Below are 19,541 nucleotides of genomic sequence, written 5' to 3' on the forward strand. Positions count from 1 at the left end.
GGAGGGAGCAGACATTCAATCAATCTGCTTTTCTTTGAACTGAAATAGCTTTGCCACGGCAAGACATAAGCCAATTCCAATCGGTACGAGGGCTAAGAGAAGCATTGCCGCCGTTATCATCATAGCGATCCCCGCTCCGGCCCCTAACCGCCCTTCGATGGAAGTTAACCAAATAAACCATGGAGAAAGTGCGGTAAAGATCATGGTTATCCCAGCTCGAATTGGCCAGCCACGGACTAGCATCCAGAGTGAAAGCCCGATGTATAGCGTTACCGAAACAGGAAATATGAAATCGACCATTTTTATAATGTAGAGGATTTCATCATGTCCGCAATGTTGTCGTGTCCGGTAAGCCTGCTTTTTCTGCCCAAATGCCGATATCTGCCCTCCGCGACAAATCTGACCCTAGGGCAATTTTCGGAACATCCGTCTGGTAGGGCAATGGCAGAAGGGTTGGGGGGCGGACGCTTCTATTGGTTCGGGGCAACGGCGGAACGAAATTTCAATGCACTGAATTTTCCGGACTGAAGATCTGAGAGATACCTCCCAATTTTGGCGGGATCAGAACCCGGCGGAAATGCAACGGCCAGCTCGTGGCCATTCGGCCCGTCCATTTGCCTACAAGGAAGGCCGATCTCTTTCGTGGATGCTTCCAAACGGTCAAGATCGGCCTGCGGCCCTGTTGCCATAATGCCGATGACACGCCTGCTCTGTGGCGCGGGGGAACTTAAAGCGGGCGGCGTGTCAGCAGCGAACATATGCCTACTCTAACATGTGAAGAAACGTCCGCAATGTTGTCGTATCCGGACAGTACGCTTACAAATCCAAAGCGCGGATAGCTGCCGCATAATGCGCCGCAGGCAGCCAATGCCGGAACGATAAGGCTACGCTGCAAAGTCAAAGCCCGCGACACTCCGAACCCATACCTTCGGCCGAGAACAATGCGCAACGCAGACAGTAACGGGAGCGCGAGGGTGTAACACCCTCGCATCTTCCTTACTAAATCACCTTCAAACCGAAACCGAAGCCTTCCCCACCATCTCCATCGCCTCGGCGGCAATCGAATAGCTCTTCAACCGCGCGTCATGGTCGAAGATCTGCCCGGCCACGATCACCTCGTCGGCCTGGGTGCGCTCCAGCAGGGCGGTCAAACTGCGCGTCACATCCTCGCGTGTGCCGATGGCGGTGCATTGCATCATCTGGTCCAGCATGGCGCGCTGATGCCCCGGCAGGTTCTCATAGAACCCTTCCAGCGGCGCGCGGAACGGCCCGCTGCCATGGCCGCTGCGCAGGGCGACGAATTTCTGCTGCATCGAGGTGGCGATAAAGCGCGCCTCCTCCCTCGTATCGGCGGCGAAGATGTTGAAGCCCACCGTCACATGCGGCTTGTCCAGCACGGCGGAGGGCTGGAACTGGTGGCGATAAACCGCCAGCGCCTCATCCAATGCGGCAGGCGCGAAATGCGAGGCAAAGCCATAGGGCAACCCCAAAGCCGCCGCCAGTTGCGCGCCATAGGTGCTGGAGCCCAAAATCCACATCTCGGGCGAAGCACCCGCGCCCGGCACGGCGGTAAAGCCCATGCGCGGATCGCCCGCGAAATAGTTCTGCAAGTCCACCACCTGCCGGGGGAACTCCTCCGGATTGCCGTGGCGCAACGCCATCGCCACGCGTCCATCCGAACCGGGCGCGCGGCCCAGCGCCAGATCGATACGGCCGGGGAACAGCGCATCCAGCGTGCCGAATTGCTCGGCGATCTGCAGCGGGGCGTGGTTGGGCAGCATGATCCCGCCCGATCCGATGCGGATGCTTTTCGTCGCCCCGCCGACATGGGCCAGCACCACCGATGTCGCCGCGCCGCCCACGCCCTGCATGCCGTGATGCTCGGCCACCCAATAGCGGTGGTATCCGGCGCTTTCGGCATGGGCGGCCAGGCTGGCGGCATTGGCCAGAGCCTGGCTGAGGGTGCCCCCGTCGTTGACGGGGACCAGATCGAGGACGGAGAAGGGGACGGGGGCTGTCATGTTTCCCAGAGTGGGGAGCGCAAGGCCCTGATACAAGGGCTCTTGCGGTAAGTGCCCTGGCCGCCTCGACTAAGGTCGATTGTGGGGTCGATTGCTGAGGCGATGATCCAGCCCCCGCCGCCCGTCCACCCCGTCATGGAACATCCGCTTTCGGGAAACATTCCATCCCCGCTAACCGACATCACTGATCTTTCCGGGAAAGGATGGACCTATGCTGACCATCGTGCTCGTTGTGCTGCTCGTCTTGTGGCTGGGCGGCTCCTTCCCCCGCGCGGGGGCTTACAATGCCAATTGGGGCTATGCGCCGGTGGGCCTGGGCACCATTCTGATCATCGTTCTGCTGGTTCTGGTGCTTCAGGGCGGCGTATGAGGGGACGGCGTGAATAGCCGTTTCTAGCGCTTTGCTTCCTCGGCCAACTGGTCGTTCAACCGTTTCTCGAAAGCATCGGCGGCCTTGCGGCACCCCTGTGGGTCGAGAAACGGATTGGGCGAGTTTTGGCGCATCAGCTGTTTCTGCTTGGCCTCGCCATCCGAGAGTTCCGGGTGAGACGTCAGCACAAGATCGCAGGGAATGCCGCGCAGCCTGGAGATCGAGCGCCTGATGGTCTCCACCCGGCCGCGATGCGCCGGCGTTGAAAAGCGATAGCCGCCCAGCGCCACAGCATTGATGCTGGCGGCAAACACCACCGTTTCGCAGCGCTGCCCCTCGCAGCTTTTCCAGCTCCAGCTTGTCGAGCCGGGCGTGTGGCCAGGCATGGCGATGGCGGTCACGGTCACATCGCCCAGCGTGATGCGCTCGCCATCGCGCACCGCCCGGATGTTGCGCGGCGCGGGAAAGCGCTCCAACCCCGAGGCCTGAGGATCGCTGGGATCGAGCCCCCGCGCCCGCAGCACCGGCACCGCCGCCGCGCCTGCCAGAACGGTGGCGCCGCTGTCGCGCTCCAGCGCGGCGAGGCCCCCGGCATGGTCGAAATGCGGCTCGGTGGAGAGGATCAGCTTCACATCGCGGATCGAAAAGCCCAGCGCGCGCATATGCTCTTCCACCGCGCGCACGCCCTGGGGGACGCTGCCATCGATCAGGATCAGCCCGGCGCTGGTGCGGATCAGCGCCACGCTCACCCCGCCAAAGCCGACGAGATAGGTGTTGCCATAGACCTGCACCGGCTCGGCAGGGGTAAGAAAACGCTTGGCCGAGTAAGCGGGCGCGATGGGGCGGAGCAGCGGATCATCGGCTGCGACCGCAGGCGCGGCGCCCAAAGCCGCAATCAGGCTCATGGCAAAGGCGGTGGTCAATCTGGTCACGTTGGCGCTCCTTTCTGGCTGGTTCCCTCCTTTCTCAGTCCGGCGCCTTCATCACAAACCATCAATTCTCGACAAAGCCATGAATTGAATTCATGGTTTGTCGATGGACCGCTCCCGCCTGCCGCTCAACGCCCTGCGCGCCTTCGAGGCCGCCGCGCGTCACCTCTCCTTCACCCGCGCCGCGCGGGAATTATGCGTGACGCAAGGTGCGGTCAGCCATCAGGTGGCGCAGCTCGAACGCATGATCGGCGCCCCGCTGTTCCGCCGCCTGCCGCGCGGATTGGCGCTGAGCGACGAGGGGCTGGCCCTGCTCCCCAGCGTGGGCACCGCCTTCGACATCATCGGCGCGCGGCTCGACGGCCTTGCCGGCGGCGGCGTGGAAGAGGTGCTGACTCTGGGCGTGGTCGGCACCTTCGCCTCGGGCTGGCTGCTCGACCGGCTGGACAGTTTTACCACCACGCATCGCCATATCGATCTGCGCCTGCTCACCAACAACAACCGCGTCGATCTGGCGGGCGAGGGCCTCGATCTGGCGATCCGCTTCGGCGACGGCGCATGGCACGGCACCCATGCCGAAAGGATCATGCCTGCCCCGCTGACGCCGCTTTGCGATCCCACCACGGCGGCGCGGCTCCACAGCCCGGAGGATCTACTGGGCGAGAGCCTGCTGCGTTCCTATCGCGCCGACGAATGGCCGCGCTGGCTGGGCGCTTGCGGTCTGGCCTGCCCGCCCCTGCGCGGGGTAATCTTCGATGCTTCCGTGCTCAGCGTCACGGCGGCGATGGAGGGGCGCGGCGTGGCGCTGGCCCCGGCCGCCATGTTCGCGCGGGAACTGGCGAGCGGTCGCCTCGTTCGCCCCTTTGCGCAGGAGGTCGATCTGGGCGCCTATTGGCTCACCCGGCTGCACACCCGCCCGGAAAGCCGGTCGATGCGGCAATGGCGCGACTGGCTGATGCAGCGGGCAGCCCAAGCCTAGGCCTTCTTATAACAGGATAAGATCGCAACTGGTCCTAGGCTGAGAAGAGGTTCAACCAAGGGCCAGCCAAGGAGAACACCCATGACCCACTCCCATGACACGCTGGTCCAGCACCAGTTCGGCCCCCGCGCTGCGGCCTATGTCTCCAGCGCCGTCCATGCCAGCGGCGAGGATCTGGCCGCCATCGGCGAGATCGCCCGGCGCCATGCCCCGGCCCATGCGCTCGATCTGGGGACGGGGGGCGGCCATGTCGCCTATGCGCTGGCGCCTTATGCCGGGCAGGTGACCGCCAGCGATCTCTCGCCCGCCATGCTGGAGGTGGTTGCCGCCACCGCCGCGCAGCGCGGTCTGGCCAACATCGACACCAAAGCGGCACCGGCGGAAAACCTGCCCTTTGAAGATGCGCGTTTCGATCTGCTCGCCTGCCGTTTTTCGGCGCATCACTGGCAGGATTTTGTCGGCGGGCTGCGTCAGGCGCGGCGGGTGCTGAAGGACGGCGCTCCGGCTGTGTTTGTCGATGTGGTTTCGCCCGGCCCTGCTGCTTTCGACACCCATCTGCAGACGGTCGAGCTGCTGCGCGATCCCTCGCATGTGCGCGACTACACGGTGGCGCAGTGGGTGGAAGCCCTGGAGCAATCCGGCTTCCGCTTGCAATCCGTGCAGACCCGCCGCCTGCGCATGGAATACGCAAGCTGGGTCGAGCGCATGCAGACGCCCGAGGTTCATCGCGCCGCGATCCGTGCCCTCCAGCAACTGGCAGGCGCCGAAACCGTCCGCCATTTCGAGATCGAGGCGGATGGCTCCTTCATGCTCGACACCGCGCAGATCGAGGTGACGGCAGCTTGAAGCGTTTTGTGGTCGCATCGTTTTTGCGAAAAACCGGTTCCCACTTTTTCGCACGATGCTCTAGCGCGGCAGATCCGCCAGCCGCTCATGCCAGGCGGCGGCGGCCTGCCCGGCGACCAGACGCAGCGCGGTCAGATCGGCCAAATCCTCGGGCGCGCGGTGGCGCAGGCGCTGCACTGAACTGCCCAGATCGTGCAGCGCCATTTCCAGATCGATGCTGGCCAGCCCCGCCGCGCGCCGCGCCGCATGGATCTGCGCGAAAGGCGCGCGCGCTTCCACCGCATCGAGATAGGCGCGGTTGGCCTGAAGGGCGGCTTTCAGCATGGCGCGCATGCTCGGTCGCCGCTCTGGCCAGATCGCCAGCACGCTGAGCAGCGCCACCAGACTGCCCAACGTGTTGTCTGCAATGCGCGCGGTGGCGATGCCCTCGCCGGGGTGCAGCAGGGCGGTCACCGTGACGAAGAGCACGGTCAGGAACACCACGAAGCTGGTGTAATTCACACTGCGCAGCGCAATCGCCAAAGCCGCCAGCACCACGCAGAGCACGGCCAGCAACGGCACGGGATAGGCGACGTGCAGCAAGGCAGCGGCACCCACGCCGCCCAGCAGGCTGCCGCAGACGCGCTCCACCGCGCGCATCCAGGTGACGCGCGTGCCTTTCTGCAGCACCACCACGACCGCCATCGAACCCCAATAGGGATAGCCCAGATGGAAGGCCCGCGCCGCGATATAGACCAGCAGCACGCCCATCGCCTGACGCAACGCCTGCCTCAGCGCCGCGCGCGGCGGCACCGGGCGCGGGCGGGGCGGCATGGCATGCGGCCCGTTCTGCCTCAGCGTGGCCAGCGCCTGACCCAGTGCGCGCAGGCAGCCGCTGACCAATGCGCCGCGCAGCCGCTCGCGCCGATGGTCCACCAGCTTGAGCCAGCGGTCGATCACGCCGGGTTTGGTTTGAAACGCCCGAGGCGTGCGGCGCCAGGCGACCAGCCCGCCATGAAAGGTGCGCGCCGCCGCCAGCCGCTCATGCGCGGGGCCGGTCTGCAGGATAAAGGCATGGTCCAGCGCGATCAGGGCGCTGAACACGGTCTCCGCCGCCTCCTGAGCGCGCAGATAGGGCGCCAGCCGCGCGGGCTTCTCATCGGCATGCAGCGGCAGCAGCGCGCCCAGCCGCTCCAGCGCCAGACGCACGGCGCGGCGATGCTCGCCATGGGCGCGGTGCCATTGCGCGTCGCGATGCGGGCCCTCGCCGGTGGCGACCAGATCGCCGGCCATATCGGCGAGGCGCGCCACCACCGCGCGCGTCGCCAGATCGAGCGGGGCATGGGAGTCGATCTGCCAGAGCCCGTGAATCAGCGCATAGGCCCAGCCCGCGCCCAGAAAGAAGGAGCCCGCCTCGATCAGCGCGGCATGCAGGGAGAGCGGAAAGCCCACCGCGACCACCGCGACCACGGCCAGCAGCGTGGCCAGCAGATTGGCATTGGCGACGCGCGCGGGCAGCAGGATCGAGAGAAACACCAGCAGCGGCCCGGCCACCAGCGCGGTCGCCACGCCCCATGAGGCCAGCCACGATCCGGCAAAGGCGATGATGGCCCCCAGCACCACAAAGGCCCCCAGCAGGCGCCGCTGGCTGCGCCCCGACCCCGGCCCCACGCACAGGCAGGTCCAGAAGGCGGCGAAGATCGACCAGCCCAGCCCATAGAGCCCGCTCGCCAGCACCAGCACCAGGGGCACGCCGACGGCGACAGCGGCGCGCAAACCCTCGGCCGGGTTGAAATATTCGGGAACCAGACCGATCGCCCGCACTTCCAGCTTGCGGGCGATGCGGCGCATCAACGGGCCCCGCGATGGTGCGGGGCGGCCATCCGGGGCAGGTCGTGGCTTGCGGCGGTGGCTCGGGGCATTCATGAGGTTTCATGTGCCATCAAAAAAGGCAGGGGTCATCCGATTGTACGCCCCGGAGCCTATAAGTTTTGCGTAAAGGACAGGTTCGATGCTCAAGACTTTGCTGGTGGCCGCGCGCGACCGGAACAGGCTGGGGGAGATTTTGCAGATCGCCTCGCGCTTCGGGCTGGGGCTGCTGCTGGCGCAACTGGGGCTGGAGCGCGGCCCGGAACGAGGCGGGGATAGCGAGGGCGACAATGACCCGCGCAGCCTGCCTCTGCGCACGCGGCTGGCGCTGGAGGAACTGGGGCCGACCTTCGTCAAGCTGGGGCAGATTCTGGCGACGCGCGGCGATCTGCTGCCACCCGAATGGATCGCGGAGCTGGAGCAGTTGCACTCCCGCGCGCCGACCCTGCCTTTCGAACAGTTGCGCCCGGCGGTGGAGGACGCGCTGGGCGCGGCGCCCGAGGAGATCTTCGCCCATTTCGATCCGGAGCCTCTGGCGGCGGCCTCCATGGCGCAGATCCACCGGGCGCGGTTGGCCGACGGGCAAGAGGTGATCCTGAAGATCCGCCGCCCCGACATCCGCCCGCGCATGGAGGCCGATCTGCGGCTGATCGCGCAAGGCGCGGCGCTGGTGGAGGCGGCCAGCACGGCGGCGCGGCGTTTTGCTCCGGTGGCGCTGATGCGGCAGTTGGGCGATGCGGTGCTGGGCGAGCTCGACTTCACCATGGAGGGCCGCAATGCCGATGCCATGCGCGAGGACTTCGCCGGGGAGCCGCGCGTGGACATTCCGCGCATCCATTGGGACTGGTCCTCCGAAACGCTGCTGGTGATGGACTACATCGCGGGCCTGCCGCCGCGCGATGCCGAAAGTCTGCGCGCCGGGGGCATCGACCCGGAGGCCATCGCCAGTCTGGGTGCCGATCTGGTGCTGGATATGGTGCTGGTGCATGGGCGCTTCCATGGCGATCCGCATCCCGGCAATCTGCTGTGCCTGCCGGGCAACCGGCTGGCGCTGCTCGATTTCGGGATGATCGGCCATGTCTCGCCCCGGCGGCGCGAGGAGTTCATGGCTTTCGTGCAGTCGCTGGCGATGGGCGATCCGGCGCAGCTCACCGATATTCTGGCCGTCTGGGCCGAGCAGAGCGCCGGGCAGGGCGTGGACGCTGTCCCGCGTCCGCAGATCGCTCTGGCGGCGGACCGGCTGATCGCGCGGCATGGCAGGGGGCGTCTGGTGCTGCGCGCGCTGGTGGGCGATTTCCTGCCGCTGATGCGCGAGGTGGGGCTGACCATGCCGCCCGACCTGCTGCTGATCTTCAAGACTTTGGTGACGCTCGATGGCGTGCTGACCGCGATCTGCCCGGATTTCGACCTGTCCGGCGCGATGGAGCGGTCATCGCTGCGCATCGTGCGAGCGCGGCTCTCGCCCGAGCACTGGCGGCCTACATTGATGGCGCTGGCCTGGGAGCTGGGGCGGCTGGGCGAGGATGCGCCCCGCCTGCTGCGCGCCGCGATCCGCCGGCTGGAGGCGGAGCCGGTGGACGGCCTGGGAGCGGCGCAATTGGCCCCGGCGCTGCGGGAGGGGGCACGCTGGATTGCGGGCGGGCTTATCGCGGCTGCGGCGATGGTGGCCGGGGCGCTGCTCTGGCGTTAGGGTGTGCGGCAGGCGCGCGTCGAGCATCATTGCAATGGCACAAGACAGGCCCATCTCGGTCTGGTTCCTCCTGATAAAGGATTGGTTTTATGACGATCGCTCCCACAAGGCTGCTGCGTGGCGGGGCCTCGATCCCGCAGCTTGGGCTGGGCACCTGGCCGCTCGACGATGCTCAGGCGGCCCGCGCGGTCGCCAGCGGCATCGAGCGCGGCTATCGCCTGATCGATACGGCCGAGAATTACGGCAATGAGCGCGGCGTGGGTGAGGGCGTCCGCCAATCCGGCCTGCCGCGTGACGAGATCGTCATCACCAGCAAGTTCAACCGCCAATGGCACAGCGTCGATGGCGCGCGCACCGCCTGCGAGGCCAGCCTGAAGCGGCTGGGCGTGGACTATCTCGACCTGCTGCTGATCCATTGGCCCAACCCCGACCAGAACGCCTATGTCGAGGCCTTCGAGGGGCTGGTGGCGCTGCGCGAGGCCGGTCTGGTGCGCGCCATCGGCACCTCCAACTTCAAGCAGGCCCATCTGCTGCGGCTGATCGACGCCGGTTTCGTGCCCGAGGTCAATCAGATCCAGCTCGACCCCCGCCATGGGCGCGGCGATCTGCTGGCCTTTCACAAGCTGCATGACATCGCCACCGAGGGCTGGAGCCCGCTGGGACAGGGCAATGATCTGCTGTCCCATCCCGTGCTGGGCGAGATCGCCGAGGCGCATGGCCGCAGCCCGGCGCAGATCGCGCTGCGCTGGCAGGTGCAGCAGGGGATCATCCCCATCCCCAAATCCGCCGATCCCGCGCGGCAAAGCGCCAATCTGGATGTCTTTTCTTTCGCCCTGAGCGATGAGGATATGGCCACCATCGCCACGCTGGACGAGGGCGATGGCGGCATCACGGATTCCGACCGCTTCGGCCATTGAGCGCGGCGTATAAACTTTGCGTGAAACAGCGCGAAACCATGGAACCAACAGGCTTTTGCAGGCTTCTTTGAGTCGATAATCCGAAACGGAGGGGCTTGCCATGATCGAACCGCAGTTCACCGACGCCATCGCCGTGCTCAAGGCCGGCCATCGCGCCGCCGAGGATCTGTTCGAGCGGTTCGAAGCCACCCGCTCGCCCGCCCGTCGCCGCAAGCTGGCCGGGCAGATCTGCGCGCTCTGGAAAAGCCAGATCGCGCTGGAAGCCAGCCTGTTCTATCCCGCCCTGCGCGGCCGCATCGCCGACGATCTGCTTGACCGGGCCTGCAGCCTGCATGCTCAGGCCGCCGGCCTTGTCGCGGCGGTGGAAGCCGGTGAGGGCGGCGAGGGCAGCGGCATCGGTGACGCCGGTCTGGCGGTGATGGTCGCCCGGCTGACGCGCGCCGTGCGCGGCCAGATCGCCGAGGATGAGCGCTTTGCCGAGGGCATCTTCGCGCTGGGTCGCCGTGCCGGGGCCGATCTGGTGCGGCTGCGCGATGCCATGCTGGCGCGCGGCGCGGCGATGGCGGCTCCGCTGGGGCAGGCTTTGTCGGGATCATCGCTTTCAGGATCATCGCTGTCGGGATTACAGTCGACGCCTGCTGCCGGGCTGCGGCTGGTGGCGGCTTGATTTCGTTTATTGTGCCTGCATGAACAATAACATGGCAGCCATGACATGTTCAGAAAGACTGTGCTTTTAATGGATCTGTTGGCGCCGAAGAGCAGACGGCGCCTTGCGTTACACAGCCACTCACCTGCTTCGCGGCTTGCCCACAAGCCGATCGACCTGACCTTGGGAGAAACATCATGTTGAAACGCGCACTTCTGATTGCTCTTGCCGCCGGCTCGGTGCTGGCCGCCGCCGCGCCAGCCAGCGCGCGCGAGGGCTGCGGCCCCGGTTTCCATCGCGGGCCCTATGGCCGCTGCCTGCCCAACCGTGGCCCCGGCCCGCGCGGGCCTGTCGTGGGCGTCGGCCCTGGCGGCCTGATCATCGGCAATTACTATCAGGGCCGCGGTTATTGGGATGGCCGCCGCTACTGGCACAACCGTGAGCGTTGGCGCGGTGGCTGGCGTTATCGCTAAGCCTTTCGCCATCAAGGCTTGAAGGGGAGCCGGGCATCCGTCCGGCTCCCTTTTTCATGCGCCCAGCAGATGCAGCACGATCTGGCGGCGATGGGCCATGCGGCGGTGCTCGAAGAGATAGACGCCCTGCCATGTGCCCAGCACTGGCCTGCCATCCAGCACCGGAATCGAGAGCTGCACCTGTGTCAGCGCCGTGCGCAGATGGGCGGGCATATCGTCGGGCCCCTCATCGTCATGGGCATAGGCGCGCGGATCTTCGGGGGCGATGCGGGCGAAGAAGTCTTGCAGATCGGTCTTCACCTCGGGCGCGGCATTTTCCTGAATCAGCAGCGAGGCCGAGGTGTGGCGGCAGAACACCGTCAGCAGGCCTTCGCCGATGCCGGTCTGCGCGACCCAGCGCAGGATCTCGCCTGTGAACTCGACCAGACCCTGCCCATGCGTGGCCACGGTCAGCATGGTGGTGGCCTGTCGCATGGGTGATGGTCCTCTTCGGTTACGGCTGCTCTTCGCGGGCCTTGGCGGCGAAGGCGTTGAGCTGGACGAGGGTTTCATCGAAACGTCCCTGCGCCTCGGCATAGCGCAGGAAGTGCACGCGCTCGACCAGAATTTCCTTGGGCGTGGGGCTCTGGCTGAACAGCGCGAAGACTTCTTCAGTGAACTCGCCGAGCGGCTGATAGCCGGGGCGGTTTTCCTGGCCCGGCGTCAGGCCGGTCTGGACGGCGGGGGGCGCCAGCTCGATCACCTCGACCTTGTCCTTGAGCACCTCGCGCAGGGCCACGGTGTAGGCATGCACCGCCGCCTTGGTGGCGTTGTAGGTGGGCGTGGTGGTCAGCGGCACGAAAGCCAGACCGGAGGTGACATTGACGATCGCCGCATCGGCCTGCGCCGAAAGATGATCGACCAGCGCGTCGATCAGGCGGATCGGGCCCAGCAGATTGGTGGTGATCGTCGCCTCGGCATCGGCCAGATCGCGCTTTTGCGTGGCATCCTCGAAACGCATGATGCCCGCATTGTTGATCAGCACATTGAGGCCGGGATGGGCGGCGAGCAGACGCGCTGCGAAATCGGCCACGCCCTGCGCGCTTTCGACGTCCAGCACCATGGCATGCATGTTGGCGCGGCCCGCGATGGCGGAGTCGAGCGCATCCTGACGGCGCCCGGCAACGATCACCGTGTTGCCGGCATCGTGAAAGCGCTGGGCCAGCGCCGCGCCGATGCCCGAACCGCCGCCGGTGATGAGTATGGTGTTGCCTGTGGTTTTCATCGGACTGCTCCTTGAAGCCTGTGGATGCGCCCTATTTAAACCACCACGCGCTGGTGGTAAGAAGGCACCCCAAAGATTTATACTTACCTGAAAGAGAGTGTCCGCATGTCCAGCCTTCCTTTCGACGAGGCGACCGTCACCAGCGCCCGGCGCGTGGCTGAGACGACCCCGCCCGTGCAGATCGATCCGCGTGTCGAGGCGCTGGTCAACGAGCTGATCGGCAGGGTGGCCGACAAATGGACGATGATCATCCTCGAGGTGCTCGATGAGCATGGCACCTTGCGCTTCACCCAGTTGGCGCGGGCGGTGAAGGGCATCAGCCAGAAGATGCTGACCCAGACTTTGCGCCAGATGGAGCGTGACGGCATGGTGGTGCGCACGATCCATCCGGTGATCCCGCCGCATGTCGATTATCGCCTGACGCCTCTGGGCATGAGTCTGGGCGCGGCCTTCTGCGGCGTGTGGATCTGGGCCGAGGAGAATCTGGGCACGGTGGAGGCGGCGCGCAACGCCTTCGACAACCGCCAGAAGGATTGCTGACAGCGATGTCAGTACGACAATTTCATGATCCGGGTAAATTGACTGTTTGGGTGATTTAATTTACCCGGATCATATGACTGAGGACACCAGACTCGCCGCCCCCTGCGCCGCTTTCACCCAGGGCCGGATGATCGCCAAGGGCCCGCTGGCCGATGTGGCCATGGCGGTGAATGCGCTGAAACCCGAAGGCACCGTGCTGATCTTCGACAGCACCTCCGGGGCGCAGATCGATGTGGACCTGCGCGGCAGCACCGCCGAGGCGATCACCCGCCTTGCCGCTTTCCAGCAGATGGCGCCCGAGCCCAAAAAGCGTGGCCGCCCCAAGATGGGCGTGATCGCGCGCGAAATCACCCTGCTGCCCCGCCATTGGGACTGGCTGGCGCTGCAGCCGGGGGGCGCCTCTCAGGCCCTGCGGCGGCTGGTCGATCAGGCCCGCAAGGCTGACGAGGGCCGCACCACGCTGCGTCTGGCCCATGAGCGCGCCTATCGCTTTATGAGCGCGCTGGCGGGCGACTATCCCGGTTTCGAGGCCGCATCGCGCGCCTTGTTCGCCGACGATATGGCCGGGATGGAAGCCGCCGCCGCCGACTGGCCCGAAGATGTGCGCAATCACGCACTCGATCTGGCGCGGCCCGATGAGGATCAGGGTTAGGTAGAGCACCGGATCGCTTGCCTTGGCCGCCCATGCCCCATATGCCATGATTTCATGAGCATGACCGGAACAGACGGGCAGTGAGCAAGACGGTGGGCAGGGCCACCGGCCAGGGCCTTCGTGGCTGGTTGCTGCTGGGCGCCTTGGCGCTGTTGCTGGCTCTGCCTGCCCTGCTGTTGCCCAATCCCTTCGGCACCGACGGCCCGGTGCATATCCGCTGGCAGGCCGCCTTCGCGCGTGAGGTGTGGCAGGGCACGCTCTGGCCACGCTGGCTGCCGGGGATGAATGCGGGCTTCGGCTCACCGGCCTTTTTCTTCTATCCGCCCGTGCTGCAGGGGCTGGGGGCGGCCTTCGTGCCGATCTTCCCCGGCGATGCGGGGGCGATCCGGCGGCTGGCGCTGGCGCTGGCCGTGCTCTCGCTGCTGGGCGCGCAGGGCTGCCGCCTGTGGCTGCGGGCTCTGGGCGCCTCGCAGACGGCGGCCTTGCTGGCGGCGGCGCTGTGGCTGGTGATGCCCTATCGCGCCTTTGTCGACATGTACCAGCGCTGTGCCCTGGCCGAGAGCGCCAATCTGTGCCTGCTGCCATGGCTGGCCTATGGCGCGGTGCGGCTGGCGCAGGGGCGCAGGGGAGGGTGGGGCCTCCATGCGCTGGCGATCGGCCTGCTGGCCTACACCCATCTGCCGGGCATGCTGATCGGCTATCTCTTCGCGGGCATTCAAGGGCTGGCGCTGGTGCTGGGCGAGTCCCGGCGCGAAAGGCGCTGGCCGCTGCTGATCGCGCTGGCGAGTTCGGCGCTGGCCGGTCTGGCGCTGGCGGCGGCGATGCTGGTCCCGGCGCTCAGCCTGCTGGGCCAGCTCACCGACACCGCCGCGATGATGGGCGAGCGCAACCAGCCGCACAACTGGCTGCTGTTCTCGGCCAAGCCATGGATCGACCCGGTGGCATGGCGCATCACGCTGGGGCTGGTGGCGATGAGTGTGGGCATGGCGGCGATGCTGTTCTGGCCCGCCGTCAGCACGCCGGTCCGCCGCCAGCGCGTGGTGGCTGTGGCGATGGTGCTGACGGTTCTGGGCATCGCTTTTCTCAATCTGGAGATCTCGCGCCGGATCTGGGAGCTGCAGACGCCGCTGAGCCGCATCCAGTTCCCCTTCCGCCTGCTGGGCGAGGCCAGTCTGGCGCTCTGCCTGCTCGCCGGTTTCGCGCATGACCGCTTCGCGCGCGCCGGGCAGGCGTGGCGGCAGAGGCTGCTGTGGCTGATGTTTGTCGGCCTGCTGGCGCTGGGTATCGCCGGTTTCGCCTATCAGCGCCTGCGCCCGCGCGACGATCATCCGCTGACTGTCGCGCAAGTGCTGGCCAGCGATGAGGACAGTTCGGAATATGTGCTGGGCGATCTGGCCGGGGCGCGGCATCGGTTCGGCCCGCGCCTCGCCTTTGCCCCTGACGCGCCGGTTGCGGTGAGCAACGCCAGCATCGCCAACCGCCACATCACGCTGGATTATCGCGCAGAGCAGAGCAGCACGCTGGCCCTGCGCCAATTCGCCTTCACCGGCTGGCAATGCCGCATCGATGGCGGCGCATGGAGCGCTTCATCCGTGCTGAAGCTGGGGGCGAACCCGAATGCGGCCCGTGTGCCGCTCTGCGCCGTGCCGGGCGGCGCGCATCGACTGGAAGCCCGCCTGCCTGCTCCCCCGGTGGAGCGCTATGCAGGCTGGCTCTCGCTCGGCGCTCTGGCGGTGATCCTGCTGAGCCTGCTCGGCGCCAGCAGGAACCGGTCGAAACTCAGCCGATAATCGCGGCGATTCCCGCCCTGGCGATCTGCACATCCTGCTCCGACTTGACGCCCGAAACGCCCACTGCGCCCACGAAATCGCCATCGACCACGATCGGCACGCCGCCTTCCAGCATCGCCTGCATGGCCGGCGCCGTCAGCATCGAGATGCGGCCACCCAGAATCAGATCCTCATAGACCTTCGATTCCCGGCGCCCCATAATGGCCGTCACCGCCTTGCCGGGCGCCATATGCGCCGTGCTGGCCGAAGCACCATCGAGCCGCAGCATGCCCAGCAGATGTCCGCCATCGTCGACCACCGCGATCGAGACCTTCCAGCCATTCGCCAGCGCCTCGGCCTCGGCGGCGGCGAGGATCGCCTTGACGTCGGCGGCTTCCAGACTGTGCTTGGTCTTCATCGTGATCGCTTTCTGTGAGGGCGCCCGCGGCGCCGGTCAATGTGCCCGGCCGCCCTTATCATCGCGCGCGCCGCTTGCCAGCGCCCCGTTCATCTTCGGTTTTACCGCCACCGGCCACACAGCCTGCCTTGCTTCAGGGAATCCACGCCAGCCATGTCCTCCGCGCCGCCCCAGCCGCACAAGATCGACTGGAGCCTGACCACCTTGCTGGTGGTGCAGGCGTTGACGCTGTTCGTGGCCGTGCCGCTGGTGACCGAGGATCCCTCCCTCCATATCCTGCTCGATCTGTGCCATCTGGCCTATGCGCTGGTCTGCGTGGCGGCGCTGGCGCGGCATCGCGTGGTGCAGGTCGTGCTGCTCTCCACTCTGCTGCTGCTGATCGTCGGGCCCGAGATCGGGCGGCGGTTGCTGGTCAACCTCGACGCCACCACCAGCAGCGCCTTGCGCCATGATCTGATCCAGATCGCCGCTTTTGCCTTCAACATGGGGGTCACCTTGCTGGTGGCACGCCACGTTTTCGGGCCCGGCCGGGTGACCGGGCATCGCGTGCGCGGGGCGGTGCTGCTCTATCTCAACATCGCCTCGGTCTTCGGCATCGTCTTCACCGCGATCCTGTCGCACTGGCCCGGCGCGCTGGTGATGAGCGGAGGCGCGGCGCTGGGGCCTGAATCCTCCGGGCGCACGGCTTTGCTGACCTATTTCAGCCTCTCGACGCTCACCACCACCGGCTATGGCGATGTAGTGCCGGTGTTGCCGCTGGCGCGCAGTCTGGCCAATCTGGAGGCGGTGATGGGGCAATTGTTTCCCGCCACGCTTTTGGCGCGGATTGTCGCGCTGCATCTGGAGCATAGCAAGGAAGAGTGAAAAGCGAGGGGGTTACCCCCTCGCGCTCCCATATTGTCTCCCGACGAAACGGCAGCCTGAATCCCCACCTTGCGTTTGAACGATTACGAAGAGGAGAGACCCCATGCCTCTGTTATCCGCCCTACTGATCCTCGCTCAAGGGCCAGCCACCCTACCCCCCACACCCTGCCGCGCCGCGCAATTGCGCCTGATGCCGGTGGACACCGATGGCGACCTCAACGGTATGTCGCATGCTGGAACCGGCTTTGCGCTGGTCAACCGGGGCGAGGCCTGTCGCCTGCCCGCCCTGCCGCAGGTGGTGCTGCGCGATGCGCGGGGCAAAGCGCTGCCAGCCGCGCGCCGGGCGCCGGTGGGGATGCATCCCGGACCGGTGATGGTTCCGCTGAAGCTGGAAAAGGGCGCGCGGGCTCAGGGAACGCTGCGCTGGGTCTCGGGCCCGGTCTATGACAACAGCCGCAAGCTGACGGCTGCGCGCCTGTCGGTGGGCATCGGCACGGGCTGGGTGAGCATGCCGCTCAAGGTGGTGCTCTACGCCCCGGCGGATCAGGGGGCGAGCCTCGATCAGCCACCGCTGCATCTGGCCGGGCCGGACGCCGGGCAGGACAAGGGCCAGCCCTGAGTTTCAACCAAAAGGGCCGCGCCTGCGTGAACAGGCGCGGCCCTTTGAGGATGGCACCCGATCAGTGGCGATGACCGCCGCCACCATTGCCCCGGAAATGCGGCATATGCATGCCTTGCCCCGGCGTCATATTGCCCTGGAAGCGCTGGAAATTGGGGCGACCCTGCGGCGCCTCGCGCATGAAATGGCCGCGATCGCCGCGGATAAAGCCGCGATCCCCCGCGCCATGGCGATAGTAGAAATAGTTGTCCGAGCCCCAATAGCCGTCATAGATCGGGCCATAGGCGCCGTCATACCAGCCGTCATAGGCATAGGGGCCGGGGCCATAGGCCACGCCGCCGCCATAACCATAGCCATCGTCGACACAGGCGGCCAAAGTCGTGACCGACAGGGACAGTGCGAGCAGGGCTAGAGTTTTCTTCATGGCGGCCTCCCTGGGCGTGGATCGCCCATGCCGTAGAAACGGGGGGCGGGGTTTGCTGTTCCATGCCGCACAAGGATATTGCGCGCAATTATGCGGAATTTACGCGCTACGCTCGCCTTGATGCGCGCGGCAGGGTAAAGCGTGCCCATGCATGACCATCTTCTGATCGACGGGCGCCTGGTTGCGGGCGCGGGGCTTCTTCCGGTGATCGAACCGGCCAGCGGGCAGGTCTTCGCCCATGTCCCGCGTGCCGATGCGCTTCAGGCCGAGCAGGCGGTGGCGGCGGGCAAGCGTGCCGCGCGGGATTGGGCTCTGGTGCCCATGGACAAGCGCGCCGCTGTGCTGGAGGCTCTGGCCGATGCCCTGCAGGCCCATGCCGAGCCCTTCGCCCGCATGCTCACCCGCGAACAGGGCAAGCTGCTGGATGAATCGCGCGGCGAGGTGGAGGGCTCCATCGCGGCGCTGCGCTATCACGCCGGGCTGCGGCTGGAACCGCGCGTGCTGAAGCAATCCGCCGGGGAACTGGTGGTGGAACAGCGCTTTCCGCTGGGGCTGGTGGTGGCGATCGTGCCGTGGAATTATCCGCTGCTGATGCTGATCCTGAAGCTGGCCCCGGCGCTGCTGGCGGGCAACACGGTGATCGCCAAGCCCGCGCCGACCACGCCGCTCACCACGCTGATGCTGGGCGCTTTGGCGGCGGAGATTGTCCCCGCTGGCGTGGTGCAGGTGCTGGGCGATGGCGGCGATCTGGGGCCCTTGCTGGTGGCGCATCCGGATGTGGCGCATATCAGCTTCACCGGCTCGACGGCGACGGGCCGCAAGGTGCTGTCGGGCGCGGCGGGTAGTCTCAAACGCGTGACGGCGGAGCTGGGCGGCAATGATGCCGCTCTGGTGCTGGACGATGCCGATGTGGGCGCCATCGCGGCGGATCTTTTCGCGGGGGCCACCGCCAATGCCGGTCAGATCTGTCTTGGCATCAAGCGCATCTATGCCGCCCGCAACAAGGCCGACGATCTGGCCGAGGCGCTGGCCGATCTGGCGCGCAAGGCGGTGGTGGGCGATGGTCTGGCTTCGGGCTCCACCATGGGGCCGGTGCAGAATGCGGCGCAGCATCGCCGGGTTCTCGATCTGGCTGAAGAGGCCAGGGCTTTGGGCCGTATCGTGGGGCAGGGCACCGCACCCGCGGGCGACGGCTATTTCATCGCCCCCACGGTGGTGCGCGACATGCCCGAAACGGCCCGCCTGATCCGTGAGGAGCAGTTCGGCCCGCTGATCCCGGTGCAGGCCTATGACGATCTCGACCATGCCATCGCTCTGGCCAATGCTGGCGATTATGCACTGGGCGGATCGGTGTGGGGCGGCGACGTGCAGCGCGCCATGGCGGTGGCGGCACGGCTGGAAACCGGGCTGGTCTGGGTCAACCGTGTGTTCGATCTGCCTTTCGATGTGCCGCTGGGCGGGGCGCGCGCCTCCGGCATGGGGCGGCATCAAGGGATCGAGGGGGTGGAGGAGTTCACCCAGACCCGCATCGTGAACGCGGCCTTGCGCTAACAATTTGCGCGGTTTAGCGCTGGGCCCCCACCTCGGAGATTGCCGCATGTCCACCACCCTGTCCCCCCGCGAAGCCGTCGGCGTCAGCTATGATCTGGCCACGATCAAGGCGGCTCAGGCCAAAAGCTGGGAGGCGCTGAACGCCATCGCCGCACAGGTCCGCCCCGGCATGACCGAGGCCGAAGCCACCGCCATGGGCAAGGGCATTCTGGCCGATATGGGCATGGAGCTGGCCTGGCACCCGCTGCTGATCCGTTTCGGCGAGAACACGCTGAAGATCTTTTCGGACCGCTCCGAAGGCACCGCCATTCTGGGCGAGAACGACATCTGGTTCGTCGATATGGGCCCGGTGTTCGATGGCCATGAGGGCGATGCGGGCGCCACCTTCACCACCGGCAATGATGCCGAGATGCAGGCCTGCGCCCGCGATGTGAAGGTGCTGTTCGACACGGTGGCTGCCCTGTGGAACGGCGGCACGGTGACCGGCGAGGCACTTTACGCAGCCGCCCGCGCCGAGGCGGACAAGCTCGGCTGGGTGATCAACCTCGACATTCAGGGCCACCGCGTGGGCGACTATCCGCATTCGGTCCACAAGGGCGGCAAGCTGGGTGAATTCGACGCCGCCCCAACGCCCGGCCTGTGGATTCTGGAGATGCAGATCCGCCATCCCACCCGCAATTTCGGCGCTTTTTACGAGGATCTTCTGGCCTGACGCGAAAAA

General features: G+C 66.5%; 22 protein-coding genes. 14 read left to right on the forward strand and 8 right to left on the reverse strand.

The window, feature by feature from the left end:
- Positions 1 to 15 precede the first annotated feature (15 nt).
- Positions 16 to 204, reverse strand: coding sequence for a hypothetical protein (locus ABDW49_RS03065; RefSeq protein WP_343609632.1), 189 nt, complete (start codon positions 202 to 204; stop codon positions 16 to 18).
- Positions 205 to 1,010: 806 nt separating this feature from the next.
- Positions 1,011 to 2,021: an LLM class flavin-dependent oxidoreductase gene (locus ABDW49_RS03070; RefSeq protein ID WP_343609633.1), complete on the reverse strand. Its 1,011-nt coding sequence runs from the start codon at positions 2,019 to 2,021 to the stop codon at positions 1,011 to 1,013.
- 211 nt (positions 2,022 to 2,232) lie between these two features.
- Here ABDW49_RS03070 and ABDW49_RS03075 point away from each other — a divergent pair, with 211 nt between their 5' ends.
- Positions 2,233 to 2,391, forward strand: coding sequence for a DUF3309 family protein (locus ABDW49_RS03075; RefSeq protein ID WP_343609634.1), 159 nt, complete (start codon positions 2,233 to 2,235; stop codon positions 2,389 to 2,391).
- Positions 2,392 to 2,414: 23 nt separating this feature from the next.
- On the opposite strand, the gene bla is transcribed toward ABDW49_RS03075, so the two are convergent.
- Positions 2,415 to 3,323, reverse strand: a complete 909-nt coding sequence (gene bla, locus ABDW49_RS03080) for a subclass B3 metallo-beta-lactamase (RefSeq protein WP_343609635.1) — start codon at positions 3,321 to 3,323, stop codon at positions 2,415 to 2,417.
- A 103-nt stretch (positions 3,324 to 3,426) separates the two neighbouring features.
- On the opposite strand from bla, the gene ABDW49_RS03085 reads away from it, so the two are divergent.
- Together ABDW49_RS03085 and ABDW49_RS03090 are read left to right on the forward strand one after the other, a co-directional pair.
- Entirely contained in the window at positions 3,427 to 4,299 is an 873-nt protein-coding gene (locus tag ABDW49_RS03085) for a LysR family transcriptional regulator (RefSeq protein WP_343609636.1), read from the forward strand.
- Between the two features lie 81 nt (positions 4,300 to 4,380).
- Positions 4,381 to 5,145: a class I SAM-dependent methyltransferase gene (locus ABDW49_RS03090; protein WP_343609638.1), complete on the forward strand. Its 765-nt coding sequence runs from the start codon at positions 4,381 to 4,383 to the stop codon at positions 5,143 to 5,145.
- Positions 5,146 to 5,205: 60 nt separating this feature from the next.
- On the opposite strand, the gene ABDW49_RS03095 is transcribed toward ABDW49_RS03090, so the two are convergent.
- Positions 5,206 to 6,975 (reverse strand): FUSC family protein, encoded by a 1,770-nt coding sequence (locus tag ABDW49_RS03095; RefSeq protein ID WP_343609639.1) that lies wholly within the window; start codon positions 6,973 to 6,975, stop codon positions 5,206 to 5,208.
- 160 nt (positions 6,976 to 7,135) lie between these two features.
- Between ABDW49_RS03095 and ABDW49_RS03100 the strand changes: the two genes are divergently transcribed.
- From ABDW49_RS03100 to ABDW49_RS03115, 4 genes are all read left to right on the forward strand, one after another.
- Complete coding sequence (locus ABDW49_RS03100; protein ID WP_343609640.1) at positions 7,136 to 8,683, forward strand: AarF/UbiB family protein; 1,548 nt, start codon at positions 7,136 to 7,138, stop codon at positions 8,681 to 8,683.
- 89 nt (positions 8,684 to 8,772) lie between these two features.
- On the forward strand, positions 8,773 to 9,600 hold the full coding sequence (locus tag ABDW49_RS03105; RefSeq protein ID WP_343609641.1) for an aldo/keto reductase: 828 nt from the start codon (positions 8,773 to 8,775) through the stop codon (positions 9,598 to 9,600).
- A gap of 100 nt (positions 9,601 to 9,700) precedes the next feature.
- Positions 9,701 to 10,267: a hemerythrin domain-containing protein gene (locus tag ABDW49_RS03110; protein ID WP_343609643.1), complete on the forward strand. Its 567-nt coding sequence runs from the start codon at positions 9,701 to 9,703 to the stop codon at positions 10,265 to 10,267.
- Between the two features lie 176 nt (positions 10,268 to 10,443).
- On the forward strand, positions 10,444 to 10,719 hold the full coding sequence (locus tag ABDW49_RS03115; RefSeq protein WP_343609645.1) for a hypothetical protein: 276 nt from the start codon (positions 10,444 to 10,446) through the stop codon (positions 10,717 to 10,719).
- Between the two features lie 54 nt (positions 10,720 to 10,773).
- Here ABDW49_RS03115 and ABDW49_RS03120 read toward each other — a convergent pair whose 3' ends face one another.
- Both ABDW49_RS03120 and ABDW49_RS03125 read right to left on the reverse strand, forming a co-directional pair.
- Entirely contained in the window at positions 10,774 to 11,193 is a 420-nt protein-coding gene (locus ABDW49_RS03120) for a secondary thiamine-phosphate synthase enzyme YjbQ (RefSeq protein ID WP_343609647.1), read from the reverse strand.
- 19 nt (positions 11,194 to 11,212) lie between these two features.
- Entirely contained in the window at positions 11,213 to 11,983 is a 771-nt protein-coding gene (locus ABDW49_RS03125) for an SDR family oxidoreductase (RefSeq protein ID WP_343609649.1), read from the reverse strand.
- Positions 11,984 to 12,088: 105 nt separating this feature from the next.
- On the opposite strand from ABDW49_RS03125, the gene ABDW49_RS03130 reads away from it, so the two are divergent.
- From ABDW49_RS03130 to ABDW49_RS03140, 3 genes are all read left to right on the forward strand, one after another.
- Positions 12,089 to 12,523 carry a helix-turn-helix domain-containing protein gene (locus ABDW49_RS03130; RefSeq protein ID WP_343609650.1) on the forward strand — a complete coding sequence of 145 codons (435 nt, stop codon included), beginning with the start codon at positions 12,089 to 12,091 and terminating at the stop codon, positions 12,521 to 12,523.
- Between the two features lie 73 nt (positions 12,524 to 12,596).
- Positions 12,597 to 13,175, forward strand: a complete 579-nt coding sequence (locus tag ABDW49_RS03135; protein ID WP_343609652.1) for a DUF2239 family protein — start codon at positions 12,597 to 12,599, stop codon at positions 13,173 to 13,175.
- An 80-nt stretch (positions 13,176 to 13,255) separates the two neighbouring features.
- On the forward strand, positions 13,256 to 14,965 hold the full coding sequence (locus ABDW49_RS03140; protein WP_343609654.1) for a 6-pyruvoyl-tetrahydropterin synthase-related protein: 1,710 nt from the start codon (positions 13,256 to 13,258) through the stop codon (positions 14,963 to 14,965).
- On the opposite strand, the gene ABDW49_RS03145 is transcribed toward ABDW49_RS03140, so the two are convergent.
- On the reverse strand, positions 14,955 to 15,362 hold the full coding sequence (locus ABDW49_RS03145; RefSeq protein WP_343609656.1) for a heme-binding protein: 408 nt from the start codon (positions 15,360 to 15,362) through the stop codon (positions 14,955 to 14,957). The two genes, ABDW49_RS03140 and ABDW49_RS03145, sit on opposite strands and share 11 nt — an antisense overlap.
- Before the next feature lie 153 nt (positions 15,363 to 15,515).
- Here ABDW49_RS03145 and ABDW49_RS03150 point away from each other — a divergent pair, with 153 nt between their 5' ends.
- Together ABDW49_RS03150 and ABDW49_RS03155 are read left to right on the forward strand one after the other, a co-directional pair.
- Positions 15,516 to 16,226: a potassium channel family protein gene (locus ABDW49_RS03150; RefSeq protein WP_343609658.1), complete on the forward strand. Its 711-nt coding sequence runs from the start codon at positions 15,516 to 15,518 to the stop codon at positions 16,224 to 16,226.
- 103 nt (positions 16,227 to 16,329) lie between these two features.
- Positions 16,330 to 16,845, forward strand: coding sequence for a DUF4232 domain-containing protein (locus ABDW49_RS03155; RefSeq protein ID WP_343609660.1), 516 nt, complete (start codon positions 16,330 to 16,332; stop codon positions 16,843 to 16,845).
- Positions 16,846 to 16,906: 61 nt separating this feature from the next.
- Here ABDW49_RS03155 and ABDW49_RS03160 read toward each other — a convergent pair whose 3' ends face one another.
- Positions 16,907 to 17,269: a hypothetical protein gene (locus tag ABDW49_RS03160; protein ID WP_343609662.1), complete on the reverse strand. Its 363-nt coding sequence runs from the start codon at positions 17,267 to 17,269 to the stop codon at positions 16,907 to 16,909.
- 147 nt (positions 17,270 to 17,416) lie between these two features.
- Here ABDW49_RS03160 and ABDW49_RS03165 point away from each other — a divergent pair, with 147 nt between their 5' ends.
- A complete protein-coding gene (locus ABDW49_RS03165; protein ID WP_343609663.1) occupies positions 17,417 to 18,820 on the forward strand; it encodes an aldehyde dehydrogenase family protein in 1,404 nt (467 codons plus the stop codon).
- 46 nt (positions 18,821 to 18,866) lie between these two features.
- Positions 18,867 to 19,532 (forward strand): M24 family metallopeptidase, encoded by a 666-nt coding sequence (locus tag ABDW49_RS03170; protein ID WP_343609665.1) that lies wholly within the window; start codon positions 18,867 to 18,869, stop codon positions 19,530 to 19,532.
- The last annotated feature ends 9 nt before the right edge of the window (positions 19,533 to 19,541 follow it).

Origin of the sequence: Novosphingobium sp. (assembly GCF_039595395.1) — a bacterium.
In the GTDB taxonomy this organism is placed as follows: Bacteria; Pseudomonadota; Alphaproteobacteria; order Sphingomonadales; family Sphingomonadaceae; genus Novosphingobium.